Genomic DNA, 25,968 nt, shown 5'->3' with positions numbered 1-25,968 from the left:
CCTTGGCGAAGTGCGGTGAACCAAAATGCTGGCGATTCGCCGCGCTATCGGCCAGTTTCAATGTCGTGCCATCCATCGCCAATAAATGGAGTCCATGAAAGTCGTAACGCTGGGCATCCTGCAAACGCCACTGCTGGGCCGAGGCGGAAAATAGCCAGGCGAGCGGTTCCTCGCCCAAACGGTGCCGTGCCTGCGTCACAGCACTGTCCGTGACACAACGTTCCTTCAGGTCGGGGAGCGCCAAATCCAATTCCGCCATTACCTGCCGCACCGATCGATGTCGGTAGATAGCCAAGGCGATCACCAGCCAAACCACTTGCTGCGCCGGCAAGCGACGCTGACGAATACTGGCCTTGCCCGTGTAGCCCAACGCCTGTTCAATCCAATCGTCGGGTAAATGCTCCCCAAGCCGCCTCCAGTCGGGGGGCGGCAGATCAACAGTGACAAGTGGAAGGGCGTCGGACAGCATCGTCGCCGAAGGTTAACAGCTTTGGCGGTTGTATACAACCGCCAACCGGGTCCTTTGAACCGCTTAACTTAACGGCATTAGGGTCAGAGTCAAGTTTCGCGATAAAGCCTGCGAAAGTTGACCCTATTTAACTAAGCTGGCTCTATTTCGAAGTGTCCCAGATAATCGATTTTGCCGATTGCCACACCTTTGTGTCGCAAGATGTCATGCGCCGTGGTTATATGAAAGAAAAAATTCGGCAAGGTAAACGTCAGCAGGTACGCATCCCCCTGCAAAGTTGTTTTGAATTTGCCAAAACTCAGCGTCACCGAACGCGTCTCGCTCCCCTGCAAATCCTCTAGCCGCACGCTATCCAGAAAAGCAATCGTCTTGGCAACTCGCTCCTGCAACTCCGCAAAGGTAACTTCATTATCCTCGAAGCGTGGCGCCTCAATTGCAGACAAACGGCCAATGGCATTCTTTGAGGTATCACTAGCCCGCTGCACTTGCCCCGCCAGCGACAACATATCCGGCGCCAGCTTCGCGTTAACCATCTCCGCAGGATCGATATCGTTAGCCCTGGCATACGCCTCCGCCTTCTCCAGGTAGCCCGCCAACACCCCCAACCCACGCACGAACACCGGAACGGAAATTTGATACATCGACAACGATTGCATGTTGAACTCCAAAAAAGAAAGGACATACCCGGACCATCATCCTATCCGTTTTGAAGCAACGTCGCATGGTAGGCAGAGTCGGCGCCGAAATCTACCTTTCGTCAAGAGCAGACCCGCGGCTGCGGAATGCCGGGCCAAGGCATATCTGCCACCAACACAGAACCAGAATGAGATTCAGTGATAAACAGCTGACTGCGGTCTTTCCCGCCATAAGCCACATTGGTGCAGGTAGGGCCGGCGCAGGATTTCACGCGCGCAATCAGCTCGCCGTTCGGTGCGAACAGGAATACCTGTCCCAGCGATGCGTGGGCCACTGCCAGATTGCCAGCTTCATCCATCGCCATGCCGTCCGGGCCGCTGGTACCGAACATCGAGCAAAAGCGCCCGACCTTGGCCATGCCGCCCTGGCTGGTCAAAGGCATGCGCCATACCGCATTATCGCGAGTCATGGCGACGTACAGCACGGTTTCGTTGCGGTCCAGGGTCAGGCCATTCGGGCTGATACCGTTATCCAGCAAGCAGTCCAGCCTGCCATCTGCATTCAGGCGATAGACGCGGCCGCTTGGATCGTGCAAGCCGGTTTGCCCCTGGTCGGTAAAGTAGATGTCGCCATTGGAGGTGATGTTCAGGTCGTTGATCCCTTTGAACGATTCACCGTTGCGGCCACCAAGGAGAACCTCGATGCGGCCGGATTGCGGCTCAAGTTCAAGCAGGCCATTGACATAGTCGGCGATCAGGATGCGGCCGTCAGGATGGATCTTCAAGCCATTCGGTTGACCCTCGTATTCAGCCACCAAAGCCCACTCCCGCTGTGCGCTGATGCGGAAGATCCTGCCATACGGGATGTCGACCACATACAGGTTGCCGGCGGCATCGAATGACGGCCCTTCGATGAAACAATCCACCGCCTGGCCACTCTTGTTGGCACTGGCCCAAGCCGAGCGACCGTCTTTTTTACGAAACCGTTCCGGCATAGCGCTGTACACCTGTGTTTCTATTACGGCTGGCGCCGACTCAAGATACATCATGATGTCTGTTTCCTTATTTGACACGCTGCGCAGCGGCTTCGGCAAAGCGATTGGTGTAAGTCTTGGATAGATCTATCTTTTTATTTGCAATGGACGGGTCAAATCCGGACAGTACGGCCAGCGGTGTTTTCACGTCTTCGGCGTTGAACAGACCGGTGGTGGAGAACATGCCTTTGGATGCGGCCCAGATTGCTGCGTTGAGTTCGGCATCGCCCAGTTTGGATGTGGCTGGCAAGGTCTCGACGATCTTCTGCGGGGTAGAGGCGGCGATCCATCGCACCGTACGCAGGAAAGCGTTGGCTATGCGTTGTACGGTTTCAGGATTCTTTTCCAGAAAGCTGCGCGTTACATACACGCAGGCAAACGGATAGGGGCCGCCGAATGCCAGTTTGGAGCCTTCCACGGTGCGGGCGTCGAAAAGCAGTTTGGCTTCGCCTTTGCGCAGCAGCTGGGTGGAAACCGGATCATAGGAAAAAAGGGCGTCGACATTTTTTGCCGTCAGCGCCACCATACCGGGTGCGCCGGAACCGACGCCGATGATTTTCACATCGCTCTCTGCCAGGCCGGATTTTTTGACGTAGTAGCGGGCAATCATGTCGGTCGACGATCCCGGTGTCGTAATCCCCAGCCGCAATCCTTTCAGATCCTTGCCGCTCTTGACCTTATCGGCCAGATCGGCGCGCACTTCAAGGGTGATGCCCGGCACCTCGTTCAACAAGAATACGCCGACGATCTCCTTGCCCTTAGCTTGCATCTGGATGGTATGGTCATAAGAGCCGATCACGACGTCGACCGAACCGCCGATCAATGCCTGCAATGCTTTGCTACCGCCGGCCTGGAAATTTTCGAAAGTGACGTTCAAGCCTTCGGCTTTCAGGAAGCCGAGATTTTGCGCCAGCGGCACCGGGGTATAACCGAGAATCGATGAGCCGACCGCCATCGAAATATCCTGCTTTTCCGGTTCTACCGCAAATGTCGTGCCGCAGGTCATGGATAAAACAGTGGCAGTCAATACCGATTTTAGAATTGTCTTCAACATAAAAGTCTCCTGGGTTTATTAGGTTTTATTATTATTTTCATTAACGGGCTGCTAAGGCCATTTCTTCTTCATTCTCGCGTGGACGCCATACCAGCAGGCGTTTCTCTAAGCGGTCAACCAGCGCATCCAGCGCCACCACAAAGGCGGACAACAGCACCAGTCCCGCGAATACGCCGGTCGCGTCCATAACGCCTTCAGCCTGCGCGATCATGTGGCCAAGTCCGACTGACGATCCCAGGTATTCGGCGACCACCGCACCCAGCACCGCCAGCCCGACCGAGACCCGCAAGCTGGAAATGATCCAGCTGGCGGCCGACGGCAGGTATACATGTTTCAGCAACGCCATCCGGCTAGCCTTCAGCAGCCTGGCGTTGGCCAGCACCACCGGATTGACTTCGCGCACACCTTGCAAGGTATTGAAGAAGGCAACGAAAAACACCAGGGTCAAGCCTAGCGCCACCTTGGAGGTCAGGCCGAGGCCGAACCACAGCACATAGATAGGCGCCAGCAAGACGCGTGGAATCGCATTGAAGACTTTGATGAAGGGATTCAGCACGCTGGCGGCGAACGGGCTCAGCCCCAGCCATAGTCCGAGCAAGATGCCGCCGCTGATGCCGAAAATAAAGGACAGCACGGTTTCCAGCAGGGTGACGCCGAGGTCGTACCAGATTTGCGCGCTGGAAAACCATTCCGTCAGTCGCTCGAGAATGCTCAGCGGGCTGGGAAAGAAGAATGGATCGATCCAGCCGAAACGCGCACCGCCTTCCCACAGGGTTAGCGAGACCACCAGCAGGCCAAGTTGGGTCGTGCGGATTTTGTCTTTACGTTTCATGTCATGCCTCTACTGTTTCAGCCGCTTCCTGCAGCGGTTCAATTTGTACATCCTGATTGCGATAACTCTTTTCGACTTCGGCGCCCAGCAAACTCCACAGCTGGCGATACAAACTCAAGAATTCATCGGTGGTCGCCAGGGTGCTGACGTCGCGCGGGCGTGGCAAGGTAATCCTGACCTCGCCGACAATCCGCGCCGCCGGGCCGGCCGACATGACCACCACCCGGTCTGCGAGAGCGATCGCTTCTTCCAGATCGTGGGTAATGAAGATCAGGGAACGCCGTTCCTCCTGCCACAGCTTTAGCAGGATGCGGTGCATCAGGCGGCGGGTATGCACATCGAGTGCTGAAAACGGTTCATCCATCAAGACGATTTTCGGCGCCATGATCAGGGTTTGCGCCATGGCCACGCGCTTGCGCTGGCCGCCGGACAGCTGGTGTATATAACGGTGTTCGAAACCTTTCAGGCCGACTTTCGCCATCCATGGCGCAGCGCGCTCTCTGGCGGCGGCGATCGAATGCCCCTGGAACACCATGCCCAGGCCGACATTATCGAGCGCGGTTTTCCACGGCAGCAGCGCTTCCTGCTGCAGCATATAACCCGATTCGCTGTTGAGGCCGGACAGCGTCTTGCCGAATATGCCAACCTCGCCGGCGGCCGCTGGCAGCAGGCCAGTCACCAGGTTGAGAATGGTCGATTTGCCGCAGCCGGTCGGTCCGACTACGGCAACGAACTCGCCGTCTTCGACTGTCAGGTTGACGTTTTCTATTGCGGTAAAATTGCCAAATTTCACCGCCACATTTTTTAGCTCTACGGCTTTTGGTGGGGAGTGCATCTCCATGGCCTGTCTCCTGTGTTACGTTGTATTGGATTGATTTGATTCAGTTGATTGAATTCAGTTACTTAAACACCTGCCAGCACGCCGTCAGCGCCAAGCTGGCTGATCTGTTCACGTGAATAACCGAGTTGTTGCAAGATGTCCGCCGTGTCATGGCCGGTAACGGGCACATCGAGGCGAGTGCCGAAACGGCGGCCATCCATTTCCACCGGTAGCACTGGAATCCGGGTGCTTCGCCCATCCGGTAGCGTGACTTCGGTCATGCCGCGCGACTGCAGCAAATGCGGGTCGTCGAACAAATCCGCCGGCTTCTTGATCGGCGCGTACGGCAGGCCGGCCAGATCGCATTTTTCCATCAGTTCTTGCTTGCTAATCTGGCGGAAGCGTTGCCGGACGAGCGGTAGAAACTGGTCGCGGCTGGCGACGCGCTGGTTGTTCAGGGCAAGCTCGGCATTCGCGGCAAGCGCTGTCAACCCGAATGCCTTGCAGAACAAGATCCACTGGGTATCGCTGACTACGCCGACAAAGACTTGCTCGTCATCGGCGGTATCGAACACGTCGTAGATGGCCCAGGCGGAAATACGGCTTGGCATCGGCGATACTTCTTTCCCGGTGACGCGTTGTTGCATCATGTGCTGGGCCACCAGGAATGCCGAGTTTTCGTACAGGCCGGCACGCACCAGCTGGCCTTTGCCACTGCTGCGTTTCTCTAACAGGGCCGCCATAATGCCGATCGCACCGAACATGCCGCCCATGACATCGTTGACGGAAGCACCTGCGCGCAGGGGTTTGCCTTCCGGCCCGGTCATGTAGGCGAGGCCGGTCATCATCTGCACCACCTCGTCCAGCGCGGTGCGTTGGTCGTAAGGGCCGGGCAGAAAGCCCTTCATCGAACAATAGACGATGTCAGCCTTGATCTTCTTGACGTCCTCGTAACCAAGGCCGATGCCGTCCATGGCGCCGGGCCGGAAATTCTCGGTCAGGACGTCGGCGCTTTGAATCAGTTTGGTTACCACCTCCAGGCCGGCCGCGGATTTGAGATCGACCGCGAGACTTTTCTTGTTGCGGTTGTAAGTCACCCAGTAACCGGCGCCGGAACCTGTCAGCCGGCGCGTATTGTCGCCGCCTGGCGCCGGTTCGATCTTGATTACTTCCGCGCCCAGATCGGCTAATACCAGACCGCAGGTAGGGCCCATCACCATGTGGGCGAACTCGACCACGCGGATTCCAGCCAATGGCAGCGCTGCTGCGGTTGTTGTATTCGTTGTCATATTCATGCGTGCCCATCTCCATATACAAAACCTTTAGGCAAGCCGATACCGGCGACGTAGCCGTACAGTTCCTGGCCAGGCAACCCTTCCAATAGAACAGTCCTGGCCTGGCGCAGCTTTTCGATGTCGATGCCGGTGTCGTACTGCATGGATTCCAGCAGGAATACCAGATCTTCCGTGACGATATTGCCGGTGGCGCCAGGGGCGTAGGGACAGCCGCCTATGCCGCCCATGCTGGAGTCGAAAGTGGTCACGCCGGCATCGAGCGCGGCCACCACATTGGCCAGACCCTGGCCATAGGTATTATGGAAATGCGCGCCGCCGGCCTTGTTGCCGACTGCTGCTTGCAAGCGCAGAAACAGACGTTTGACCTGGGCCGGATTGGCGTAGCCGGCGGTATCCGCGAGCCCGATCTCGTCGACGCCGCAGGCTGCCATCACCTCCGCCATCCGGATTGTTTCGTCTGCCGTCACCACGCCCTGGAGCGTGCAGCCGAACGCTGTCGATAAACCCGCTTCGACGACGATGCCGGGAAAACGCTGGTTACGCAGCGTGATTACCGCGCGCACCTCGTAGATCATTTCTGCGTGGGTTTTGCGGACATTGGCGATCGAGTGCGGCTCGCTGACAGAGACCGGCAGCGTGATCTTGTGGACCCCGGCTTCAAAGGCATTCAAAGCACCCTTCAGGTTGGGCGCCAGCGCGGTCACATGCAAGTCCTTGATAGTTTTTGCCTGGGCCACGACCGCATTGATGTCGGCCATTTGCGGCAGCAGTCTGGGTGACACGAACGAGCCGACTTCGATTTCCCTGAGGCCGGCATCGGCCAGGGCGGCGATCCAGCGGTGCTTGGCGGCGCCAGGCATGGTGCGCTTGAGCGCCTGCAAGCCGTCTCGCGGGCCAACCTCGCTGACGAGTATGAAGGACATTGACATCTCCGTTTGCGTTCTATAAGATAGAACTATGTTCTGATTTGTGAATAATTATGGACATGTAAAATACGGCTGTCAATCCCAATTCTTTTGGAAAACTCTAAAAATGCCCAAGAAAGCTGCCCAACCCTCAATGGCCGACGCCGATTCCGCTCCTGGCGGCGCGGCCGCGGTTGACCGTGCGTTGTCGATACTGGCCACCTTCAGCGCGGCGACATCGGTGCAAAGCCTGGCGGAGATAGCCGAGCGGACGCAGCTATACAAAAGCACCGTGCTGCGCTTGCTGGCATCGCTTGAGCATGGCCGGCTGATACAGCGCACCGATGAAGGGCGCTATGCGTTGGGGCCGGAGATCGCGCGCCTGTATGGCGGTTATTCGGCTTCGTTTTCGCTGGCCGCGGTGGTGCTGCCGATCATGCAGCGGCTGGTGGAGGTGACACATGAGAGCGCATCGCTACATGTCCGGCAGGGTGCGCAAAGACTGGTGCTGTACCGGGTCGATTCACCGCAACCGATACGCGATCACATCAAGGCCGGCGACCTGCTGCCTCTGGATAAAGGCGTAGGGGCGCATGTCATCATGGCGTTCAGCGGCGCGACCGGCAAACTGTACGATGAAATCCGCAAGAAAAAAATGGTATCGATGATTGGCGACCGCTCTGAGGGCGTGGCGGGAATTTCCTCGCCGGTATTCGATGCGAGCGACAAGCTGGTGGGGGCGATCACGCTGACCATGCCGGCCACGCGTTTTCAGAAAAAGCATGAGGCAGCGCTGAGAAAGGCTGCGGTGGACATGACAGAGAGCCTGGGTGGCTCCCTGTCATTTGATTAGATGCCGGGCTAGTTGCCAGTTCCTGGCGACTGATTATTTCTGCGCAGCGGCAGGCGGTTGCTGCACCGCGAATTTGACGTTCGATTTGAGCAGATCCGATTCATCGCCAAGGATCTGCGCCGCTTCGTTCAGCAATACGTCTTTCGCATTCTTCAGCGCCTTTTCCGCGGCAATATCCGCACTCAGGCTGCGTTCGTTGGCTTGCAAGCCGTCATCCGGCCGGTTCAGATCTGCGTCGGCATCGCCATTCTTGTCGTTCGCGCCGCCACCGTCAGCTTTGCCGCGCGCCTTGATACGAGCTTCCTGCTGGGCCATCTCGGCACGCCTGTCAGCTTCGTTGAGAGAGATGATGCGCTTCTTGCGTTGCACATTCAACTCATTCACATCTTCCACGAAACGCTGGAAGTCCTTGTTTTTCTCGACGCGTGCATCGTGCCGGCTCTGGATCTGCGGTACCAGGTTTTTCAAATCACCGTAAGGCACATAATCCGCTGCCTTGACTTGTGACCATGGCAGCGCGTTATCGTAACTCGATTCGCCAAAAGCCTCGGTATCGGAGAAACCCGGCAAGCTGATGTCCGGCGTTACGCCGCGCAACTGCGTGGTGCCACCGTTGATTCGGAAAAATTGCGCAATGGTCATCTTCAATTCACCGTACTTCGGCTTGTCGTTATGCGTCAGCTCGTCAAGATTGACCATGGTCTGCACGGTGCCTTTGCCAAAACTGCCTTCGCCGACAATGATGCCGCGGCCATAGTCCTGGATTGCCGCTGCAAAAATTTCCGAAGCCGAGGCCGAACCGCGATTGATCAGCACTGCCAGCGGGCCGGTCCAGGCGGGAGTCGGACGATCGTCGCCTTCCACGTTGACGTCGCCGCGCGCATTACGCTGCTGCACGATCGGCCCTTTGCCGACAAACAGCCCGGTCAGGTCGACCGCTTCAGTCAGCGAACCACCACCGTTATTACGCAAGTCGATCAGGACGCTGTCGACCTTTTCCTTTTTCAGGTCGGCCAGGAGTGCCGCCACATCGCGGCTGGCGCTCCTGAAATTCTTGTCGCCTTTACGCCGCGCATCAAAATCTTCATAGAAGGCCGGCAGGGTAATCACGCCCACTTTGCGGGTGACGTCACCGTTCTTGGTGGTGATGATGGATTTCTTTGCCGCCTGTTGTTCCAGGCTGATCTTGTTACGCACCAGGCTGATCAGTTTATGCTTGCCATCCGGGCCGGCATCGGCCGGCAAAATGTCAAGGCGCACGACCGTGTCCTTGGCGCCGCGAATCTGTTTGACGACGTCGTCAATCCGCGTGCCGACCACATCTGTCATTGCACCCTTTTCGCCTTGCGCCACGCCGACAATCCGGTCGCCGACCGCAAGCTTGCCGGACAATTGCGCCGGACCGCCCGCCACCAGTTCGCGTATGGTTGTGTATTCATCCCGCTCCTGGAGCACAGCGCCAATGCCGACCAGGGAAAGCTTCATGGAGATATCGAAATCTGCCGCTGCGGTGGTGCCCAGATAATCGGTATGCGGCTCGATCGATGTCGCATACGCGTTCATGAAAATCTGGAACACGTCGTCACTCTTGTACCTGTAGGCGCGCGTCAGGGAATTTTCGTAACGCTTGCCGAGCGTGTCGCGAATCGCCTGGTCCTTCTTGCCGGCGAGCTTCAGGCGCAGCCAGTCGTTCTTGACACGCTTGCGCCACAGCTCACGGCTGTCAGCGGTGGTTGCCGGCCAAGGCTCCTTATCGCGCACGAAGGAATAATCTTCTTTCTGGGTAAAGTCGAAACCTTGCTTGAGCAATTCGCGCGCATAGGTCAGGCGTTCGACGATGCGTTGCTGATACACGTTGAAAATGGAGAAAGGAATTTGCAGGTCTTCGCGATAGATTGCGTCGTCGAGTTTACTTTGCTGGGCTGTAAACTGATCGATATCCGCTTGTGTGAAAAAGAATTTTTCCGGGTCGAGCAATTTGATATAGCGAGTGATGATCTTCGCAGCCAAGGCGTCGTCCAGCGGCACCGGCTTGTAGTGGAAACGGCTCAGGAATTGCGCGCTCAGGTGAGCCGCTTGCGCTTGCTGTTGCAATGGCGCCAGGACTGGGGGTGCGCTGGGCTCCAACGCATGGGCTGCGGTGGAAATTGCCAACAGTACACATAACAGACTATTTCTTAGGCGCATATAACCTTCAATTCGTTGTTCAGTGATGATTTGCGCAGCAAGCGCATTGATTTTTCCCGTTTTTTCCATTGCGTTAAAAATACCCGCAGGAATCTATGCCAGAAGGCTTAATACGGTGCAATTCGACCTGCACGCCGGGCAAGCGTTCAATTTGACTAATTCTACTTGGCTTTACTTAAGGTTTGCTTAAACAGCTTTTCCTGAGCGGACTTGCCATCAGAACCGCCAGATGCTTTCAGTATAGTATTTATTTGGCAAGTCGGAGATGCTGTGGGAAGCGAACTGCAGCTGCGTGCCCTCTGGAACGAGGGCGGCCGCGGCTGCAAGAGGGGATTGGTGCCGTACTGAATTAACGCGGCTGAAGCAACTGATGTCAGGCCTTGACGCCGACGATCACATGCGAAGCTTTGAAAATCGCCACTACCGGCTTACCGGCGGCCAGGCCCAGCGCCACTGCACTTTCCTGGGTAATGATAGCGGTCAGCGTAGCGCCGCCGTTCAGGCTTACCGCTACTTCGGTATTCACAGCACCGGTCTTGACGGCCTTGACGGTGCCTTCCAGGCGGTTGCGCGTAGAAAATTTGATGCCAGCGTCAGGGTTGGACAAAATCACCCACGGTGCTTTCACCAGTGCCAGCGCCTCCGTACCTGGCTTCAGTTCGAGGTATTTGGTGCTTTCCCGGGTGATGACCGCAACGATGCGGTCGCCACCAGCGAGAGTGATCTCCACTTCGTCGTTGACGGCGCCTTCGTTAATGGCGGTAACCTTGCCTGCGAATTCATTGCGTGCACTAGTCAGCATTTCATACTCCTTGAGCTATATCAATATTATGTCGGGTGCCAAGCCAGGGACTTGGAAAAAAGGGCGAGGGGGTTTTATCTTACCCTGCTGCGAAATCATGGCAATCACATCCTGATGTTAATACCTATAGCCGTGCGGTAATAAGTTGTCTTGCGACGAGGTCTTGCAGGTGTTTCGGACCAGGAATCTGGAAATGACGTTATATTCACATATACATAACGAATTCCGGATACCAACCAATGTTCATTCGCCAACTGACTTACCTGGTTACCCTTGAACGAGAAAAGCATTTCGGCCGCGCCGCGCAAGCATGCAATGTTTCGCAACCGGCATTATCGGGCGCGATTCGCAGCATCGAGCGCGAATTGGGCATGTCCATCGTACAACGCAGCCGCCGCTTCGAAGGCTTTACCCCGGATGGCGAGCGCGTGCTGGCCTGGGCCAGGCGGGTATTGGCGGACTGCGAGGGTTTGCGCCAGGAAGCCAGCGCCAACGAGCGCGATCCGGTCGGCACCCTGCGTTTCGGGGCGATCCCCACCACCTTGCCGCTGGTGCCGCTGCTGACCGAAAGCTGCCTGCAGCAGTTCAACCACATGCGGCATGCGGTGTACACCATGGCGGCCACCGATATCTTGCGCCAGATCAACAATTTCGAGCTGGATCTCGGCCTCAGCTACCTGCAAGACGAGCGCCTGAAGGACTTTGCCACCATACCGATGTTCATCGAGCGCTATGTCCTGATCGCACGCGACCACAGCATGTTCGAAGGTCGCAGCGCGATCACCTGGGAAGAAGTCGCACATCTGCCGCTGTGTCTGTTGACCGGCAACATGCAATGCCGGCATGGCATCGATGCCGCTTTTGCCGCCGCCGGCATGACGGTCAGCCCGCGGGTCGAGACGGATTCAATGATGGCCCTGTATTCGTACGTGCGCTGCGCCGGTTTGTACAGCATCGTGCCGCATAGCGTCCTGACCTTGCTGGAGATGCGGCAAGAGCTGAGCGCGCTGCCGCTGGTCCCGGAGCTGCAACGCGAGATCGGCCTGGTCATGCTCGACCGGCTGCCGCTGGCGCCATTGCTGACTGCTGCCCTGGGCAATTTCAGGAAACTCGACTTGCAGACCCGGGTTGATGCATTACTTGGTTGTTGATTTGGCTGTTGATAAGTAAAACTGATCATTCCATCAGATCAAACGATTAGCCGCTGCTCTCTGCTTTTTCCATAATGCGATCCAAGGCAGCAGGTGGTTGCCGAGATCGACGCGCCGCCTGGCGCCACTTCACAGAGAATGGAAAATCATGGCCAAGATCGTTTGTGTACTGTACGACGACCCGGTAACGGGTTACCCAAGCAAATATGCCCGGGACGACCTCCCTCAGCTGGATTCGTATCCGGACGGACAATCGTTGCCGACACCGAAGGCAATCGACTTCCAGCCAGGCACGCTGCTTGGCAGCGTTTCCGGTGAACTGGGTTTGCGTAAATACCTGGAAGCGCAGGGACATCAGTTAGTGGTTACTTCCAGCAAGGACGGCGCCAACAGCGTACTTGACCGTGAATTGCACGACGCCGAAATCATCATCTCGCAACCGTTCTGGCCCGCCTACATGACTGCCGAGCGGATCGCCAAGGCGCCAAAGCTGAAGATGATCGTAACGGCTGGTATCGGCTCCGATCATACCGATCTGCAGGCAGCGATGGAGCGTGGCGTCACTGTCGCCGAAGTCACCTACTGCAATAGCAACAGCGTCGCCGAGCACGTGGTCATGATGACCTTGTCGCTGGTGCGCAATTACATCGAATCGTACAACTGGGTAGTCAAAGGCGGCTGGAATATCGCCGATTGCGTGGCCCGCTCATACGATCTGGAAGGCATGAATGTCGGCACGGTAGCCGCCGGCAGGATCGGCTTGCGTGTACTGCGCTTGCTCAAGCCGTTCGGGGTAAAGCTGCACTACCTGGACCGGCACCGCCTGCCGGACGCGGTCGAGAAGGAGCTCGGCGTGACGCACCATAGCAGCCTGGAGAGCCTGACCAAAGTGTGCGATGTGGTGACGCTGAATTGCCCGCTGCATCCGGAAACCGAGAACATGATAAATGCCAAGACACTGGCCAACTTCAAACGCGGCGCGTATCTGATTAATACCGCACGCGGCAAGCTGTGCGATCGCGACGCCATCGCCGCTGCATTGGAAAGCGGCCGCCTGGCCGGTTACGCCGGCGACGTCTGGTTCCCGCAACCGGCGCCGGCCGATCATCCGTGGCGCAAGATGCCGCATCACGGCATGACGCCGCATATCTCCGGCACTAGCCTGTCGGCACAGACGCGTTATGCCGCGGGCACCCGTGAAATCCTGGAATGCTATTTCGAAGGCAGGCCGATTCGTGATGAATACCTGATCGTGCAGGGCGGTAAGCTGGCGGGAGTTGGCGCCCATTCATATAGCGCCGGTAACGCCACCAAAGGTTCAGAGGAGGCTGCACGCTACAAGAAATAAAGGATGTAGGGTGGGCACGCTTTTGTGCCCACGCGTGAACTCACTCCACGTACATGCTTGTCGCGACAACAGCGTGGGCACAAAGGCGTGCCCACCCTACTCCTTTCTTGTTTTTGCCGTTCATAGCTGTAACTTTCGCTGTAGAATATTTCTACGCGGAAATGAACTGTCTCTCCAAACCTCGGTCATAAAGAAATCAGACACGGAGTATTGAGGCCATGGCAAAAATCCCGAAAGTCCCTAAAATTCCTCTAGCCGGCAGCGAACGCAGCATGGTTTCCGGAGCCCGATGCATCGGCGCAGCAGAGCCCTCCGAGCAAATTGAAGTGACGATGGTGATGCGTTGCAATGCGGATCAGGAATTGTGCGACATCGTCGATAAACAGAGTGCAGGGGTGTCCGCAGCACATCTTTCACGTGAAGAATTCGCCAGAAAATTTTCCGCTACGCCAGAGAACATTGCCAGGGTTGCCACGTTTGCAAGCGATCACGGATTGCAAGTGGTGCGCGAGAATCCAGCCTGCAGCACCGTCACCTTATCCGGCTCAGTGGCGCAGTTCAATCAAGCATTCGATGTCGATCTGCAGCGTTATGAATCGCATCTTGGCAACTATCGCGGCCGTACCGGCGTAGTCAACATTCCCGCCGAGTTGCAAGATATCGTGACGGCCGTCATCGGCCTTGACGATCGGCCGCAGGCCCATGCACATTTTCGCCTGCAGCCGCCGTTCCGCTATGCCGCGCACAAGGTTTCCACCTCACTCCTGCCGACCCGACTGGCGTCTTTGTACGATTTCCCCGATAACCTCGGCAAAGGCCAATGCATCGGCATTATCGAATTGGGCGGCGGCTACCAGGCGGCCGATCTGCAGACGTATTTTTCAAAACTCGGCATTGCACTTCCCAATGTCACCTCGGTTGCGGTAAACGGCCCGGGCAACCAGCCGAGCGGCGATCCTAACGGCGCCGACGGCGAAGTGGTGCTGGACATCGAGATCATCGGTGCGTTGGCGCCGGAAGCGCATATCGTCGTGTATTTTTCGACGAATACAGATGCAGGTTTTTTCAACGCACTCAACAACGCCGTGCACGACAGCGTCAACAAACCATCCATCATCTCGATAAGCTGGGGCAGTGCTGAACCGCGCTGGACGCAGCAAGCCATGCAAGCCTTCAACACGGCGTTGCAAGCCGCCGCCGCGATGGGAGTGACGGTGTGCGTAGCCTCCGGCGACAGCGGATCGGGAGACGGCGTGGCAAGCGGCAACCATGTCGATTTTCCGGCATCCAGTCCGTATGCGCTGGCTTGCGGCGGCACGCGGCTGCTCGCTGCAGGCAATGCGATCGAGAGCGAAGTGGTATGGAATGACGGCACGCAAGGCGGCGCCGGCGGTGGCGGTGTCAGCGCGGTTTTTGCACTGCCGGCCTGGCAGCAGAATCTGGTTCTGGCTGATAGCAACGGCAAGAGCCAGCCGCTATTGAAGCGCGGCGTGCCGGACGTCGCCGGCAATGCCGATCCGGTTACCGGTTACCAGGTCTATATCGATGGCAGCGATGCGGTGGTAGGCGGGACCAGTGCGGTGGCGCCGTTGTGGGCAGCACTGTTCGCACGCATCAATGCCGCGAAGGGCAGTGCGGTCGGTTTCGTCAATCCGAAACTGTATCGGCAACGGGCCGCGTTCCATGATGTCACGCAGGGTAACAACGGCTACTATGCCGCCGCGCCGGGGTGGGATGCTTGTACCGGAATGGGCAGCCCCGACGGCAAGAAACTGGCAAGCGTACTTTGATGCGCGGTGGCGGCCGGCCAGCTGCCAGCGTCTCACAACCGTCTCGCAACCGTCTCGGAAAGGAAGTGATCATGAGCTTCAATTTCGCATCGATCCGTGCCAAGGTCTCGCCGCTAGACCAGCCTTATTTCGATCCCACCGCCTACGGTAACGGGCCGGCCGATTCAGTGACCGATTCGAGCGAGAATGCGGCCATCACCCGTCACAGCGTAAAGATCGGCAAGCGGACCTATCCGTACACGGCGACTGCCGGCCATCTGGTGGCGGTCGATGCCGATAATTCACAGCCAGCCGCAAAAATATTCTACGTGGCGTTTACCGTTGACGGTAGCGATCGCAATACTCGCCCGGTCACTTTTTTCTATAACGGCGGACCGGGTTCATCCTCGGTGTTCGTCATGCTGGGCTCGTTTGCACCCAAACGCATCAAGACCTCCATGCCGGGTTTCACGCCGCCGGCGCCCTACACCCTGGAAGACAACCCGGACAGCCTGCTCGACAAGACCGACCTGGTATTCATCAATCCGGTCGGCACCGGTTATTCCGCCGCCATTGCCCCCTACAAGAACAAGGACTTCTGGGGCGTGGACCAGGACGCCAAATCGATCCGGCAATTCATCAAGCGCTACCTCACCGCGAATGACCGCTGGAATTCGCCGAAATTCCTGTTTGGCGAATCGTATGGCACGCCGCGCAGCGCCGTGCTGGCATATCTGCTGCATGAGGATGGCGTCGATCTGAACGGCATCACCCTGCAATCGTCGATTCTCGATTACGCGCAAGCGGGCAATCCGGTGGGCGCGCTGCCGACGGCGGTAGCCGATGCCTGGTACCACAAGAAAACCCACCTGAAACCGCCATCGGCCAGCCTGCCACCGCTGATGGCGAGCGCGGCGCTGTTTGCGCGTGGCGACTACGCGACAGCTTTGGAGAAATTTCCAAAATCCGATCCGGCGACGCTGCAAAAATTGAGTGATTTCACCGGCATAGACCCAACTACGCTAACCGCCTGGGGACTCGACATAGCGGCCGGCGACAGCAATGGCAGGACCCTGTTCCTGATCACTCTGCTGCAAAGCCAGGGTTTGGCGCTGGGCTCTTATGACGGCCGCGTCACCGGTGTCGATACCGGGATTGCCGCCGACATTTCGCCGAACTCGGGAGGCAACGATCCAACCATGACGGCGGTGTCGGGGGTCTATACGGCGATGTGGAACTACTACCTGAACGACGGTTTGAAGTTCACCTCGAATTCGGCCTTCACCGATCTGAACGACCAGGCATTCCAAAACTGGGATTTCAGCCACATCGATCCAACCGGCGCCCAAAAGGGCATCGATGCCACGGGCAATATCATCTTGTACACCGCCGGCGACCTAGCCGCGACGATGAGCTTGAACGTTGATTTGAAGGTGTTGTCGGCCAATGGTTACTACGATTTCGTCACGCCGTTCTACCAGACCGTCATGGATCTGCAGCAAATGCCGCTGGTCGATCCCTCCGTGCGAAAAAACCTGAGCGCCAAATTCTACCCGTCGGGCCACATGGTCTATTTGGAGGCAGGGTCACGCACCGCCTTGAAAGCCGATGTGGCGGCAATGATAGACGCTGCGACTGCCGACCATCAGGCGATGGCCAGAATCCGGACGTTGCAGACGCTGAAAGCGGCGAGAAGCAGTAACTAGATTGTTGTTGATTTAACGTCGCGCATCTCCGCCAGCGACGCCCGCTGCTGCCCTTTAGCATCGAAATTCTCCGGCGCCAGCCATTTCTCAAAGGCTGCGCGCAACGCAGGCCACTCGCTGTCTAATATGGCGAACCACGCAGTATCGCGGTTGCGTCCCTTGGCGACGACAGCTTGACGAAATATTCCTTCAAACTGGAAACCAAGGCGTAGGGCCGCCTGGCGTGAAGGTGCGTTCAGGCTGTCGCACTTCCATTCGTAGCGCCGGTAACCCAGCTGCTCGAAGGCATGCTTCATCAGCAAGTACTGGGCCTCGGTGGATATCGGGGTGCGCTTCAGAAGTGGCGAGAACGTCACGAACCCGACTTCGATAACACCGTTAGCCGGATCGATCCGCATCAGGGCCAGGGTGCCGATTGCGCGACCGGTCTTGAGATCGATGACAGCGTAGTGCAGGGGATCAGGGCTGGCTGCAGCGCGCTCGGCATAATCGCGGTAGCTCGCGGCATCGGCAAACGGGCCGACCGACAAATAGGTCCAGTCGCGCGCATCCGGCGCTGTGCTGTAGGCCGCAAAGAGGTCTGCCGCGTGGCGCTGCGGATCCAGTGGTTCCAGACGGCAGTAGCGTCCTTCGATCACGGTGCGTGGTGGCCGCGCACGTGGGGTCCAGTCGGGTACAGGTTCGCCGATCGGCTGCTGGTATTGATTCAAAATATTTGGCATGGATGGTTCCTCGGTTCCTCGCTACATGAAGTTAGACGTGTGTCGGGTATGTGCTAAAGTAAGCTCTTCGTGGATCTGTTAAAAGTGCCACATTATGTATATTTAATAGTGCCACGAAATGGCGCTCAAACTACACAAGTAGCGCATTCGCACTTTCCCGATCTTCCCATGACGACAACTACTCCGGCCCCGGTGCCACAGGTCTTGCTTGAAGCTCCGCTGGACAAGCACCGCGATGCGGCGCCCATGCAACGCCAGCTGCACCATCGCATCAAGGAAGCTATCCTGGATGCACGTCTTGCACCCGGCAGCCGTTTGCCAGGTTCGCGCGCCTTGGCTGAGGTGCTGTCGATATCGCGCAATACCGTCACTGCAGCATACGACCTTCTTGCCGCGGAGGGGTATGTGCAACCTGATCGCCAAGGCACCCGGGTGGCGGCGCTATCGCGTCCGGCGCGGCCACACGCTGTCGGTACTACAGGCGATACGTCATCTGCGCCCGTGATCGCGCTGCGCCTGGCGCATATCAAGCCGACTACGACGACGAAGGCCACCGCGCCACGCGCCGATGGCGGGGCGACGTTGCGCCCTGGCGTCCCGGCCTTGTCCCATTTTCCACTGGCTGCCTGGCGGCGCGGGGTAGATCGCGCTATCCGGCGTGCCGGACCATCGGCCTTGGGCTATGGCGATCCGCTGGGTGAACCGGCATTGCGTGCCTCTATCACACGTCACCTGAGTATCGCCCGCGGCGTGCGTTGCAAGCCCGCACAAGTCATCATTACCGAGGGCGCGCAGGAAGCTCTTGCTCTATGCGTGCGTTTGTTGAGTAATCCCGGCGACACGGCCTGGATCGAAGATCCTGGTTATCGCGGCGCCAAGGCCGCGATGCATGCCGGCGATCTGCGCATAGTGCCGATGCCCGTCGACGCCGACGGCTTGATCGCAACCGAAAACGATTGGCAGTCCCCGCCGCCACGTCTGATTTACACCACGCCTTCGCATCAGTATCCGACCGGTGCGGTGTTGACCGCGGCGCGCCGTCTGGCGCTGATCGCGCAAGCGCAGCGCCACGGCGCGTGGATCATCGAAGACGATTACGACAGCGAATTCCGCCACGCCGGCGAATCCATCGGCGCCATGCAAGGACTGGTGACGCAGGCGCCGGTGCTGTACGTGGGCACGTTCAGCAAGACCATGTTTCCGTCATTGCGGCTGGGGTTTCTGGTATTGCCGGAAGCGTTGATTGCTGAGATGCAGACATCGCTGGAAGAAATGCTGCGTGGCGGCCATCGCTACGAACAGCTAGCGCTGGCCGAGTTCATCGAAAGCGGCCAGTTCAGCCGCCACCTGGGCCGCATGCGCCGCCTGTATCGGGATCGCCAGCAAGCGCTGCGTGAGGCGCTGACCAAGCACCTGCTTCTGCCGCACGTCATCGAAGGCGGTCACTGCGGATTGCATCTGACTGTACGATTTCCCGCACGTTACCCCGACCGCAAGATCGCAGAGGCAGCGCGGCATTACGGCATCGCGCCGTCCCCGCTATCGGGTTTCGCGTTGCGCCCTATGGCCGAGGACAACGGCCTGGTTCTGGGATACGGCAATACGCCGGCGGAATTATTCGCGCCTTTGGTGCGCCGGCTGTCGCAATTGATTCTGGCCGCAGAGGTATCCTAGGTTGCTATACTTGTTCCGGCAATCCAGGTCTCAAACAAAGCCGGCCAGACGTGAACCGGACTCCCCGTTTTCCCCAATCACCAGCACCGCGTTGCCGGTGGGACGTTCCGCGTGGGCACAGATGCCCACCCTGCCCAGTCCCCGGACAACTCGTCGTCCTGGTATCTGGTAGCATGTTATCCGGACATTGACTTGTACCGATACAGAGGTTCGCCTCTGGTACAGATGAAACCGGATAATTTCAGCTGCCGCAAGCCTGCCCTCCCCAACACCCCATTTTTATTTCTCGCACAGAGAGGACCCATCATGAGCATTACCACCAAATGGATCGACATCAAGGCCGCCGACGGTACGTTCGGTGCTTACCTGGCCGTCCCGCACACAGGTAAAGGCCCCGGCATCGTCCTGATCCAGGAAATTTTCGGCGTCAACGAGCACATCCGCACGGTTGCCGAGCAATACGCCGCCGACGGCTACGTGGTACTGGTACCGGATTTGTTTTGGCGCAGCGCACCCCGCATCGAATTGGGCTATGACGAAGCCGGATGGAAACGCGGCATGGAGCTGAGGCAAGCCATCGACGTCGCCAAGGCGGAATCGGATGTCGCGCTGACCGTTGCAGCCTTGAAGGTGCAACCTGCCCTCGACGGCAAGCTGGCTGCCATCGGTTATTGCTTCGGTGGCCTGCTGGCGTATCTCACCGCGGCCAACGGATTAGTCGATGCGGCGATCGCGTATTACGGCGGCGGCATCCAGAATCAATTGCAACGCGCGGACGACATCAAGGTACCGCTGCTGATGCATTTCGGCGGCGCTGACAGCCATATTTCAATGGACGTTGTGCAGAGCATTGCCGAACGCTTCGACAACAATGAGGACGTCGAAGTCCACATCTATCCTGGCGCCGAACATGGCTTCAATTGTTCGCACCGGTCCAGCTATCACCAGCGCGCCGCGGCGGAAGCGCATGGCAATTCCTTGACGTTCTTGAGCGACAACCTGTAAGGCATGACCGTTGGTGGTCCTCGCGGCTGCAACTTTATAAAGCGCTTCTCGGAGCGCTTTTTTCATATCAGCTTTTAAGCACTAACTTACGGCGATGGCCTCACATCACGGTTTCAGAGAGAGATAATTCGTTTATCGCTGGTTTGTTTCTTTTGGTTTTACTGCTTTTGTTCCGTGGCCCACTTAGTTCCTGACCCCAGTTAGTTCGGATTGTTCGTCGCATGGACCGCAAAAAACGCCGGTATTGCAATTGTGGGCGGACTGGTTAGATCGCTGCCGCGGGGCTGCGGGGGGCGATATTTTGCTATGCTAGCGTCTTTCCACCGGTCGATACCAGTATTCAGACCGGCGAACCCTATTTTCGGAGCAGTACATATGGCCTCGTTGCAAGAGCAATTTTTGAAAGCTGGCCTGGTCGACAAAACTAAAGTCAAACTGGTCAACCAGGATAAGAACAAACAGAAGAAGGCGGAGCGTCGGAGCGGTACCACCAGCGTTGATGAGACGCGCCTGGCGGCACTCGAAACGCAACGCAAGAATGCGGAACGGGCGCGTGAACTCAATGCCCAGCGCGATGCGGCAGCGACCCAAAAGGCGATCGTGGCGCAAATCGCCCAGATGGTGCAACAGAATCGCCAAAGCAAGGGTGCCGGTGACATCGCCTACAATTTCACCTACGACAAGAAGGTTGAACGGCTGTATGTGTCGGCCGCGGTGCAGGCGCATTTAGTGGCTGGGCGCCTGGTGATCATCTGCCAGGGCGATGCCAGAGAATTGGTGCCGAGGATAATCGCCGACAAGATCGCGGAACGCGATGCGTCGATTGTCGTACGGGTGAACAAGACCAGCACCGAGATCGACGCGGACGATCCGTATGCAGCCTTCCAGATTCCGGACGACTTGATGTGGTAACTCCCACTGGCTGTCCCGCTACAAAATGCACTTTCCGCGCAATAGCGGCAGGAATTCGTACCGCCAGGCTATTGCCCCATTGCTGAACGGTTAAAGTTGCTGTCTTACTCATGGTAACTCCTTCAATGTATATACGTGGTGAAAAGACTAGTGTCTTTTCACCAAAATATCGGAGCATCTCGGTAAAGCTACACCATGGAACAGATATAGATCAGCACCCGCTACCGCTGGCCAAACTTCCTTCGTGCAACTATCAGCGAACATAGCGCCATAATCGCGATCGCCGACAGATATTCATTGTGATTTAAAGCCGCCGATCTCGGGAATAACTGAGAAACAAAAAAACTCGCCACCCCGTCCAGGACGGGGTGGCGAGAGGGTATCGCCGACCTAACGCGGCTGCGTTGGGTTTGGCGGCGCTGATCAGGGTTGGTCTATGCCCATCTGGAAGGCGTTGAAGCTGGGCACGGATTGCACCGATACGCCCATGCCACGCAGATTCAGGCTGGTTCGCTCACGCACCGTTACGCTGACGCCAGCGGCGCTGGTGGCAGTGGTGGCGGCGCGGAAGTTGTAGCCGGCCCGCGGGTTGTTCTGGACGATCGTCTGCTCAAAGGTATCGGTATCGCCGAGGTTGACTAGCACGGTGCGCGTCACGTTGCCGGTGTTGGTATCGACAGCGGCGACGGTGTAGCCGGTGTCGCTGGACAAGGCGTTGGCCAGCAGGCTATTGCCAGTGCGCACCGTCCAGTTGCCAACGCCGACTGAACCCACCGCAGGCAGGCTGAGCGTGCGCTTCTGTGTCCAGGTCGACACGCTGCCGTTATCGGCGATTTCCACCAGCATCATGTCGCCATTGCCGGCGCGGTAGGCAAATACGCGGTCGGTCCAGGCATCTTTCGCCGCCGTGCTGGTCAGGTCGAAGCCGCCGGCGCTATTGCTGCTGAAGTTCATGCTGGGGCTGATGGTGCTGCAGTTGGCGCTGCTGGCGGCGCCGTCGCAGGCCGTCACGCTGCTGAAGAGTCCTGTGCTGTCGACCGTGGCCGAGAAGCTGTCGGTGGCATAGGCGGTGCCGGCATCGTTGAGCTCAAAGCCCAGGCCGTTCCAGGTACCGGCCAATTCCGACACGGCAATGGTTTGTTTGGGGATGGCAAAGCTCAGACGGTAGACGCCGTTGCTCAGCACCCGCGACATCAGTACGCCGGCCTGTGACACGACGACGTCGCTGACGCCGTCGGCAGCCAGGTAGCGGCAGCTGCCGCCGTTGGCGCTGAGCACGGTCGAGCTGCCCACCAGATTGGTCATGGTTTTGCTGGCCGCATCAAAGCTGCCGCTGGCGAACTGGCTGGATGCACCGCCGCTCATCGTCGGGCTGATAACCCAGTAGTCGCCAGTGCGCAGCGCAGAGCAGTTGCTGTCGGCTGCCTTCAGCAACAGGGAAGCCGGCAGGCTGGCCACGCTGTTGTTGCTGTTCGTCGTAGTGCTGGCAGCCGGCGATGCAGCTGCCACGGTGGTGGCCAATGCGTCGAGCGTGGTGCCGCTGGCGGTGAGCCGGGCTTTCAGTGCGTCCAGTACCTGGTCATAGGCATTGCCGCTGGTGCTGGATGTGGCCGGCACCAATGCTCCGGTCAGCAGATCCGTCAGGCTGGATACGTCCAGGCCGGCATTGCTCAGCGTGGCCAGGACCGCCGTTTGGGCGGCACTGACGCTGCTGGCCGTTACCGTGCCGGCATTGGCGCTGAAATTGGTGAAGAAGGTCGCAGGTTCGGTGCCGGCGAGGCTGGCGACCAGCAGTTGGGTCAGCGGGGTGATGTTGGCCACCTGCCCAGTGCTGGTACTGCTGCTGGTGCTCGGCGTGGTGACGGAATAAAGCACGGTGTTGCCATCGCTGCTGGTGGCTTTGAGCACGCAGGGCAGGGTGACGTCTGTAATGTCTTTGGTATAGCTGCCGTTGGCGGCAGTGGTGGCAGTACCTGTACCGCTGGCGCAATTGATGCTGACCGTGGCTCCCGCCATGGCGGCGCCGCTGGCGGCAGTGCCGCTGAAGGTGGTCGCGGGTTTGGCGACGACCGTCGGCGAGGCGTCGTTTCCGCCTCCGCCGCCGCAGGCGCTCAGGCCTAACAAGGTTGTGGTAGCGAGGGCCAGGCCCCATTGCATATGATGATTCATCGAGAATCCTTTTTTATAAGGTGGTTGGTGGATTTTTCACTGAGCATGTCCCCCGCAAAAGGTGAATTGCGGGCTCCCGGATTGCGTATTGATGTAAAGTATCAATCTGGTTACAATTTGTAACAATAGTGCAATTGCACTATGGAACGGAGAGAGCCGATGCGTTATCACGGGGAGATTTCGGCGGACTTCAACACCTTGCTGTTGCGGCTGTACCGTTTGTCGCAAGAATTGCCGATCCAGCAGTTCCAGGACGCTGCCCTGGCGCAGATCAAAGAGGTATTGCCGTTTGATTCATCGATGTGGGGCACGGCGACGACCACGCCTGAGGGTATCGATATCCACACCGTGCATTTGCACGAGATCGCGCCAGAGATGCTGGTGGAATATGAAGCGCTGAAGCATCAGGATGTTACGGCGTCCATGGTCCTGGGAGAGTCTGATGTCATCTACTCGATCAACATTGAAACCCTCTACGCCGACCGTGCGGCGCGTGAGTACCGCGACTTCTCGCAGCGGTTTGGGGTGGAAAACATGCTGATTGCTGCAGACAACAATCCCCGCACCCAATTTGTCCACTGGATCAGCCTGTACCGCGCAGATAAGCATGCCCACGGCACCGAAGCCGAACGCCAGCTGCTGAGCCAGCTGGCCCCGCATGTGATGCAGGCGCTGGCGCTGAACCGCGTCATGCACCTGGGTCAGATCGATGTCGCGGACAGGGCCATGTCGCCCTATGGCTCAGCGATTGCGGATGCACGTGGCGTGGTATACCACGCAGACCCGCAATTCAGCAGGCTGGCGCAATCTGAGTGGGATGGCTGGAGCGGGTCGCATCTGCCTGCGCAACTGATGGCCGATCTGTCGGCCGGCCACGAGCGTTTCGTGGGCCGGACCATCGTCGTGCGCCGTTACTTCGAGCACGGCCTGCTGTTTCTCAAAGCCCGCGCACGCTGCCTGGCCGACCAGCTCACACAGCGCGAATGGACGATTGCCAAGTTGATTGCCAAGGGTGAAAGCCACAAGGAAATCGCCCAGGCGCTGAACCGCTCACCAGCCACGGTGCGGAATCAGATCCAGGGGATTTATGAAAAGCTGCAGGTCAGCAGCATCGCCAAGCTGATCGATGCCTTGCGGCGCGCCGAGTAAGCTTTGCTGCCATTAGCTGCGGCGACTTTCGCTTAAGCTGATCGACAAACCACCTTCCCGCAGGGCCGGGTGGCATATCCTTGCGGTGTATGGCATGTATGACAAAAAGCCGAGCCAATCGAAGGATGGGCTTCCAATTCAATTGTCACGAGTTGACCGCCACCGGCACGGCCACCTCCGCCTGGCGAACAACGCCTTCATGTTGATACGTTGGGACCAGCCTTAACGGACGGAACCGAAAGTTTCCACTCATTTCCGTCGATCCTGTGACTGTCAGCTTAAAATCTGGTTCGTAAACCGATAGCCACTCCGTTGCGGGTCGAGGCGGCATTGGGCATGCCCGCTCCGAGGCTGGCGCCGGCAAACGGCATTATCCCGTTGCGGTCCTGAATTTCACCGCCGGCCAGAGAAGTACGGTCGATTTCAATATAAATGTCAGTACGTTTGGACAGGTTGTAATCTGCGATCGCATAGAGGGTCGACATTCTGCCACTGTCACCCGCGGATGAGACGTTTTTAATCGTGTCGTTCATATAGCCGACGGTGAGGCCGACAGCCGGCGCCACCTGATATAGAACACCCGCGGTCCATACACCGTCGGTACGCCTGAGTGTATTGCCGGAGTTGGAAAGCATGGTAGTGTTGGCAAGTGGCCCGCCACTGTTGGATGCTGCTTTCGCGAAACCAGGGTCACGCGCGGCGTTGATGTATTGCAGATACAGCGTCACAGGACCTGCGATATACGTTCCGCCCAGACCGGCTACCTTCAACTGCGCAGAGTGGGCGTCCTTGGATTGCTGATAAACGCCGCCGATGCTAAACGGACCTTGCGTATAACTCAGTGCGCCGCCGGTTGTTGCGCCGATGCTGGTGTCCCCGGCCTGCTCGCCGACCGAGTATTGCACTTTGGCCGTGACTGGGCCAAAGCTCTTGGTGTACTTCAGCGTATTGTCAAAACGGACGCCATAAAGGGCACAGGACCATGAGTTTTCTGTAAAGTTGCCGCTCCACAGAGGATCGTAGCTGCCCAGTATGTTAGCGGCGATACCCGATTGGCGCCCGAGGTAGAGTTCACCCAAGCTCGTATCCTTCAGGCCAACGTATACCTTGAGCAACTGCGTAAGTGGACGCTGATGTCCGGAGACTACAGCCTGGTTTGTCGTTCCAACATTGCACTGGACCTTTACCTGACGCACAGTCATCCGTAACCACATTATCCAGTGTGACCCAACGGCGCAAAAATGGTGCAAGAGCCGTAAGAAGAAAAGGGCCAGCATGTAGCTGTAATGCCGTTCAGTTAAGACTGGACGGCATTTTTATTTTGGGCTTGTAAACGTTCGGGCCAGCTGTTAACCTGCGTGTCGATGCTCGATGACACTCTCCATTTCCTTGCAAACCACCTCGAAGCGCCTGACTGGCGTCGGCTAGGAGAGCATTTGCCTGTCGAATGGATTGAACAGGCCGTGCAGCGCACCGA

General features: G+C 58.0%; 21 protein-coding genes and 2 pseudogenes. 9 read left to right on the top strand and 14 right to left on the bottom strand.

All coding sequences use genetic code 11. The features are described from left to right. From BM029_RS23095 to BM029_RS23060, 8 genes are all read right to left on the bottom strand, one after another. Positions 1-469, bottom strand: a 469-nt coding sequence (locus tag BM029_RS23095; RefSeq protein WP_170851197.1) for a transposase domain-containing protein, incomplete at its 3' end; no start/stop codon positions are given. Positions 470-600: 131 nt separating this feature from the next. Next, entirely contained in the window at positions 601-1,125 is a 525-nt protein-coding gene (locus BM029_RS23090; protein ID WP_092440084.1) for a DUF1993 domain-containing protein, read from the bottom strand. Positions 1,126-1,226: 101 nt separating this feature from the next. Beyond that, on the bottom strand, positions 1,227-2,150 hold the full coding sequence (locus BM029_RS23085; protein ID WP_092440094.1) for an SMP-30/gluconolactonase/LRE family protein: 924 nt from the start codon (positions 2,148-2,150) through the stop codon (positions 1,227-1,229). Positions 2,151-2,166: 16 nt separating this feature from the next. Next, the gene (locus BM029_RS23080; RefSeq protein WP_092440082.1) at positions 2,167-3,192 is read right to left on the bottom strand and encodes an ABC transporter substrate-binding protein; all 1,026 of its coding nucleotides are present in this window, start codon (positions 3,190-3,192) and stop codon (positions 2,167-2,169) included. 40 nt (positions 3,193-3,232) lie between these two features. Beyond that, on the bottom strand, positions 3,233-4,024 hold the full coding sequence (locus tag BM029_RS23075; protein WP_092440080.1) for an ABC transporter permease: 792 nt from the start codon (positions 4,022-4,024) through the stop codon (positions 3,233-3,235). Between the two features lies 1 nt (position 4,025). Then, on the bottom strand, positions 4,026-4,865 hold the full coding sequence (locus BM029_RS23070; protein WP_244545186.1) for an ABC transporter ATP-binding protein: 840 nt from the start codon (positions 4,863-4,865) through the stop codon (positions 4,026-4,028). A 62-nt stretch (positions 4,866-4,927) separates the two neighbouring features. Continuing rightward, complete coding sequence (locus BM029_RS23065; protein ID WP_244545185.1) at positions 4,928-6,139, bottom strand: CaiB/BaiF CoA transferase family protein; 1,212 nt, start codon at positions 6,137-6,139, stop codon at positions 4,928-4,930. Further along, the gene (locus tag BM029_RS23060) at positions 6,136-7,068 is read right to left on the bottom strand and encodes a hydroxymethylglutaryl-CoA lyase (RefSeq protein ID WP_092440078.1); all 933 of its coding nucleotides are present in this window, start codon (positions 7,066-7,068) and stop codon (positions 6,136-6,138) included. The genes BM029_RS23065 and BM029_RS23060 overlap by 4 nt, the downstream gene beginning before the upstream one ends. Before the next feature lie 103 nt (positions 7,069-7,171). Here BM029_RS23060 and BM029_RS23055 point away from each other — a divergent pair, with 103 nt between their 5' ends. Continuing rightward, positions 7,172-7,897 (top strand): IclR family transcriptional regulator, encoded by a 726-nt coding sequence (locus BM029_RS23055; protein WP_092440076.1) that lies wholly within the window; start codon positions 7,172-7,174, stop codon positions 7,895-7,897. Between the two features lie 33 nt (positions 7,898-7,930). Here the strand turns inward: BM029_RS23055 and BM029_RS23050 are convergent, their stop codons facing one another. Next, a complete protein-coding gene (locus BM029_RS23050; protein ID WP_092440088.1) occupies positions 7,931-10,084 on the bottom strand; it encodes a carboxy terminal-processing peptidase in 2,154 nt (717 codons plus the stop codon). Between the two features lie 373 nt (positions 10,085-10,457). After that, positions 10,458-10,886 (bottom strand): TOBE domain-containing protein, encoded by a 429-nt coding sequence (locus BM029_RS23045; protein WP_092440074.1) that lies wholly within the window; start codon positions 10,884-10,886, stop codon positions 10,458-10,460. Positions 10,887-11,125: 239 nt separating this feature from the next. Here BM029_RS23045 and BM029_RS23040 point away from each other — a divergent pair, with 239 nt between their 5' ends. The 4 genes from BM029_RS23040 (at position 11,126) to BM029_RS23025 (ending at position 16,860) form a co-directional block, all read left to right on the top strand. Then, positions 11,126-12,037 carry a LysR family transcriptional regulator gene (locus BM029_RS23040; RefSeq protein ID WP_092440072.1) on the top strand — a complete coding sequence of 304 codons (912 nt, stop codon included), beginning with the start codon at positions 11,126-11,128 and terminating at the stop codon, positions 12,035-12,037. Positions 12,038-12,185: 148 nt separating this feature from the next. After that, positions 12,186-13,385: an NAD-dependent formate dehydrogenase gene (locus tag BM029_RS23035; RefSeq protein WP_092440070.1), complete on the top strand. Its 1,200-nt coding sequence runs from the start codon at positions 12,186-12,188 to the stop codon at positions 13,383-13,385. Positions 13,386-13,603: 218 nt separating this feature from the next. After that, positions 13,604-15,175, top strand: a complete 1,572-nt coding sequence (locus BM029_RS23030; RefSeq protein ID WP_092440069.1) for a S53 family peptidase — start codon at positions 13,604-13,606, stop codon at positions 15,173-15,175. A gap of 71 nt (positions 15,176-15,246) precedes the next feature. Further along, positions 15,247-16,860 (top strand): S10 family peptidase, encoded by a 1,614-nt coding sequence (locus BM029_RS23025; protein WP_092440086.1) that lies wholly within the window; start codon positions 15,247-15,249, stop codon positions 16,858-16,860. Between the two features lie 8 nt (positions 16,861-16,868). Here the strand turns inward: BM029_RS23025 and BM029_RS23020 are convergent. Then, positions 16,869-17,582 (bottom strand): annotated as a pseudogene (locus BM029_RS23020) (GNAT family N-acetyltransferase); the annotation flags it as partial. 168 nt (positions 17,583-17,750) lie between these two features. On the opposite strand from BM029_RS23020, the gene BM029_RS23015 reads away from it, so the two are divergent. The 3 genes from BM029_RS23015 (at position 17,751) to BM029_RS23005 (ending at position 21,173) form a co-directional block, all read left to right on the top strand. After that, a complete protein-coding gene (locus tag BM029_RS23015) occupies positions 17,751-19,256 on the top strand; it encodes a MocR-like pyridoxine biosynthesis transcription factor PdxR (RefSeq protein ID WP_092440065.1) in 1,506 nt (501 codons plus the stop codon). Between the two features lie 306 nt (positions 19,257-19,562). Then, positions 19,563-20,261 (top strand): dienelactone hydrolase family protein, encoded by a 699-nt coding sequence (locus BM029_RS23010; RefSeq protein ID WP_092440063.1) that lies wholly within the window; start codon positions 19,563-19,565, stop codon positions 20,259-20,261. A 375-nt stretch (positions 20,262-20,636) separates the two neighbouring features. After that, the gene (locus BM029_RS23005) at positions 20,637-21,173 is read left to right on the top strand and encodes a DUF2058 domain-containing protein (RefSeq protein WP_092440061.1); all 537 of its coding nucleotides are present in this window, start codon (positions 20,637-20,639) and stop codon (positions 21,171-21,173) included. A gap of 37 nt (positions 21,174-21,210) precedes the next feature. On the opposite strand, the pseudogene BM029_RS26415 reads toward BM029_RS23005, so the two are convergent. Further along, positions 21,211-21,285, bottom strand: a pseudogene (locus BM029_RS26415) (PbsX family transcriptional regulator); the annotation flags it as partial. Between the two features lie 311 nt (positions 21,286-21,596). Then, positions 21,597-23,342: a hypothetical protein gene (locus tag BM029_RS22995; protein ID WP_139217326.1), complete on the bottom strand. Its 1,746-nt coding sequence runs from the start codon at positions 23,340-23,342 to the stop codon at positions 21,597-21,599. Between the two features lie 141 nt (positions 23,343-23,483). Here BM029_RS22995 and BM029_RS22990 point away from each other — a divergent pair, with 141 nt between their 5' ends. Further along, positions 23,484-24,491 (top strand): helix-turn-helix transcriptional regulator, encoded by a 1,008-nt coding sequence (locus BM029_RS22990; RefSeq protein WP_244545184.1) that lies wholly within the window; start codon positions 23,484-23,486, stop codon positions 24,489-24,491. 278 nt (positions 24,492-24,769) lie between these two features. On the opposite strand, the gene BM029_RS22985 is transcribed toward BM029_RS22990, so the two are convergent. Continuing rightward, complete coding sequence (locus BM029_RS22985; RefSeq protein WP_170851195.1) at positions 24,770-25,570, bottom strand: porin; 801 nt, start codon at positions 25,568-25,570, stop codon at positions 24,770-24,772. Positions 25,571-25,968 lie beyond the last annotated feature (398 nt).

The sequence above is a fragment of the Collimonas sp. OK607 genome, assembly GCF_900111995.1.
Taxonomy (GTDB): domain Bacteria; phylum Pseudomonadota; class Gammaproteobacteria; order Burkholderiales; family Burkholderiaceae_D; genus Collimonas.
The sequence above is the reverse complement of the archived record's forward strand: the minus strand, read 5'-3'. Positions and strand labels throughout refer to the sequence as shown.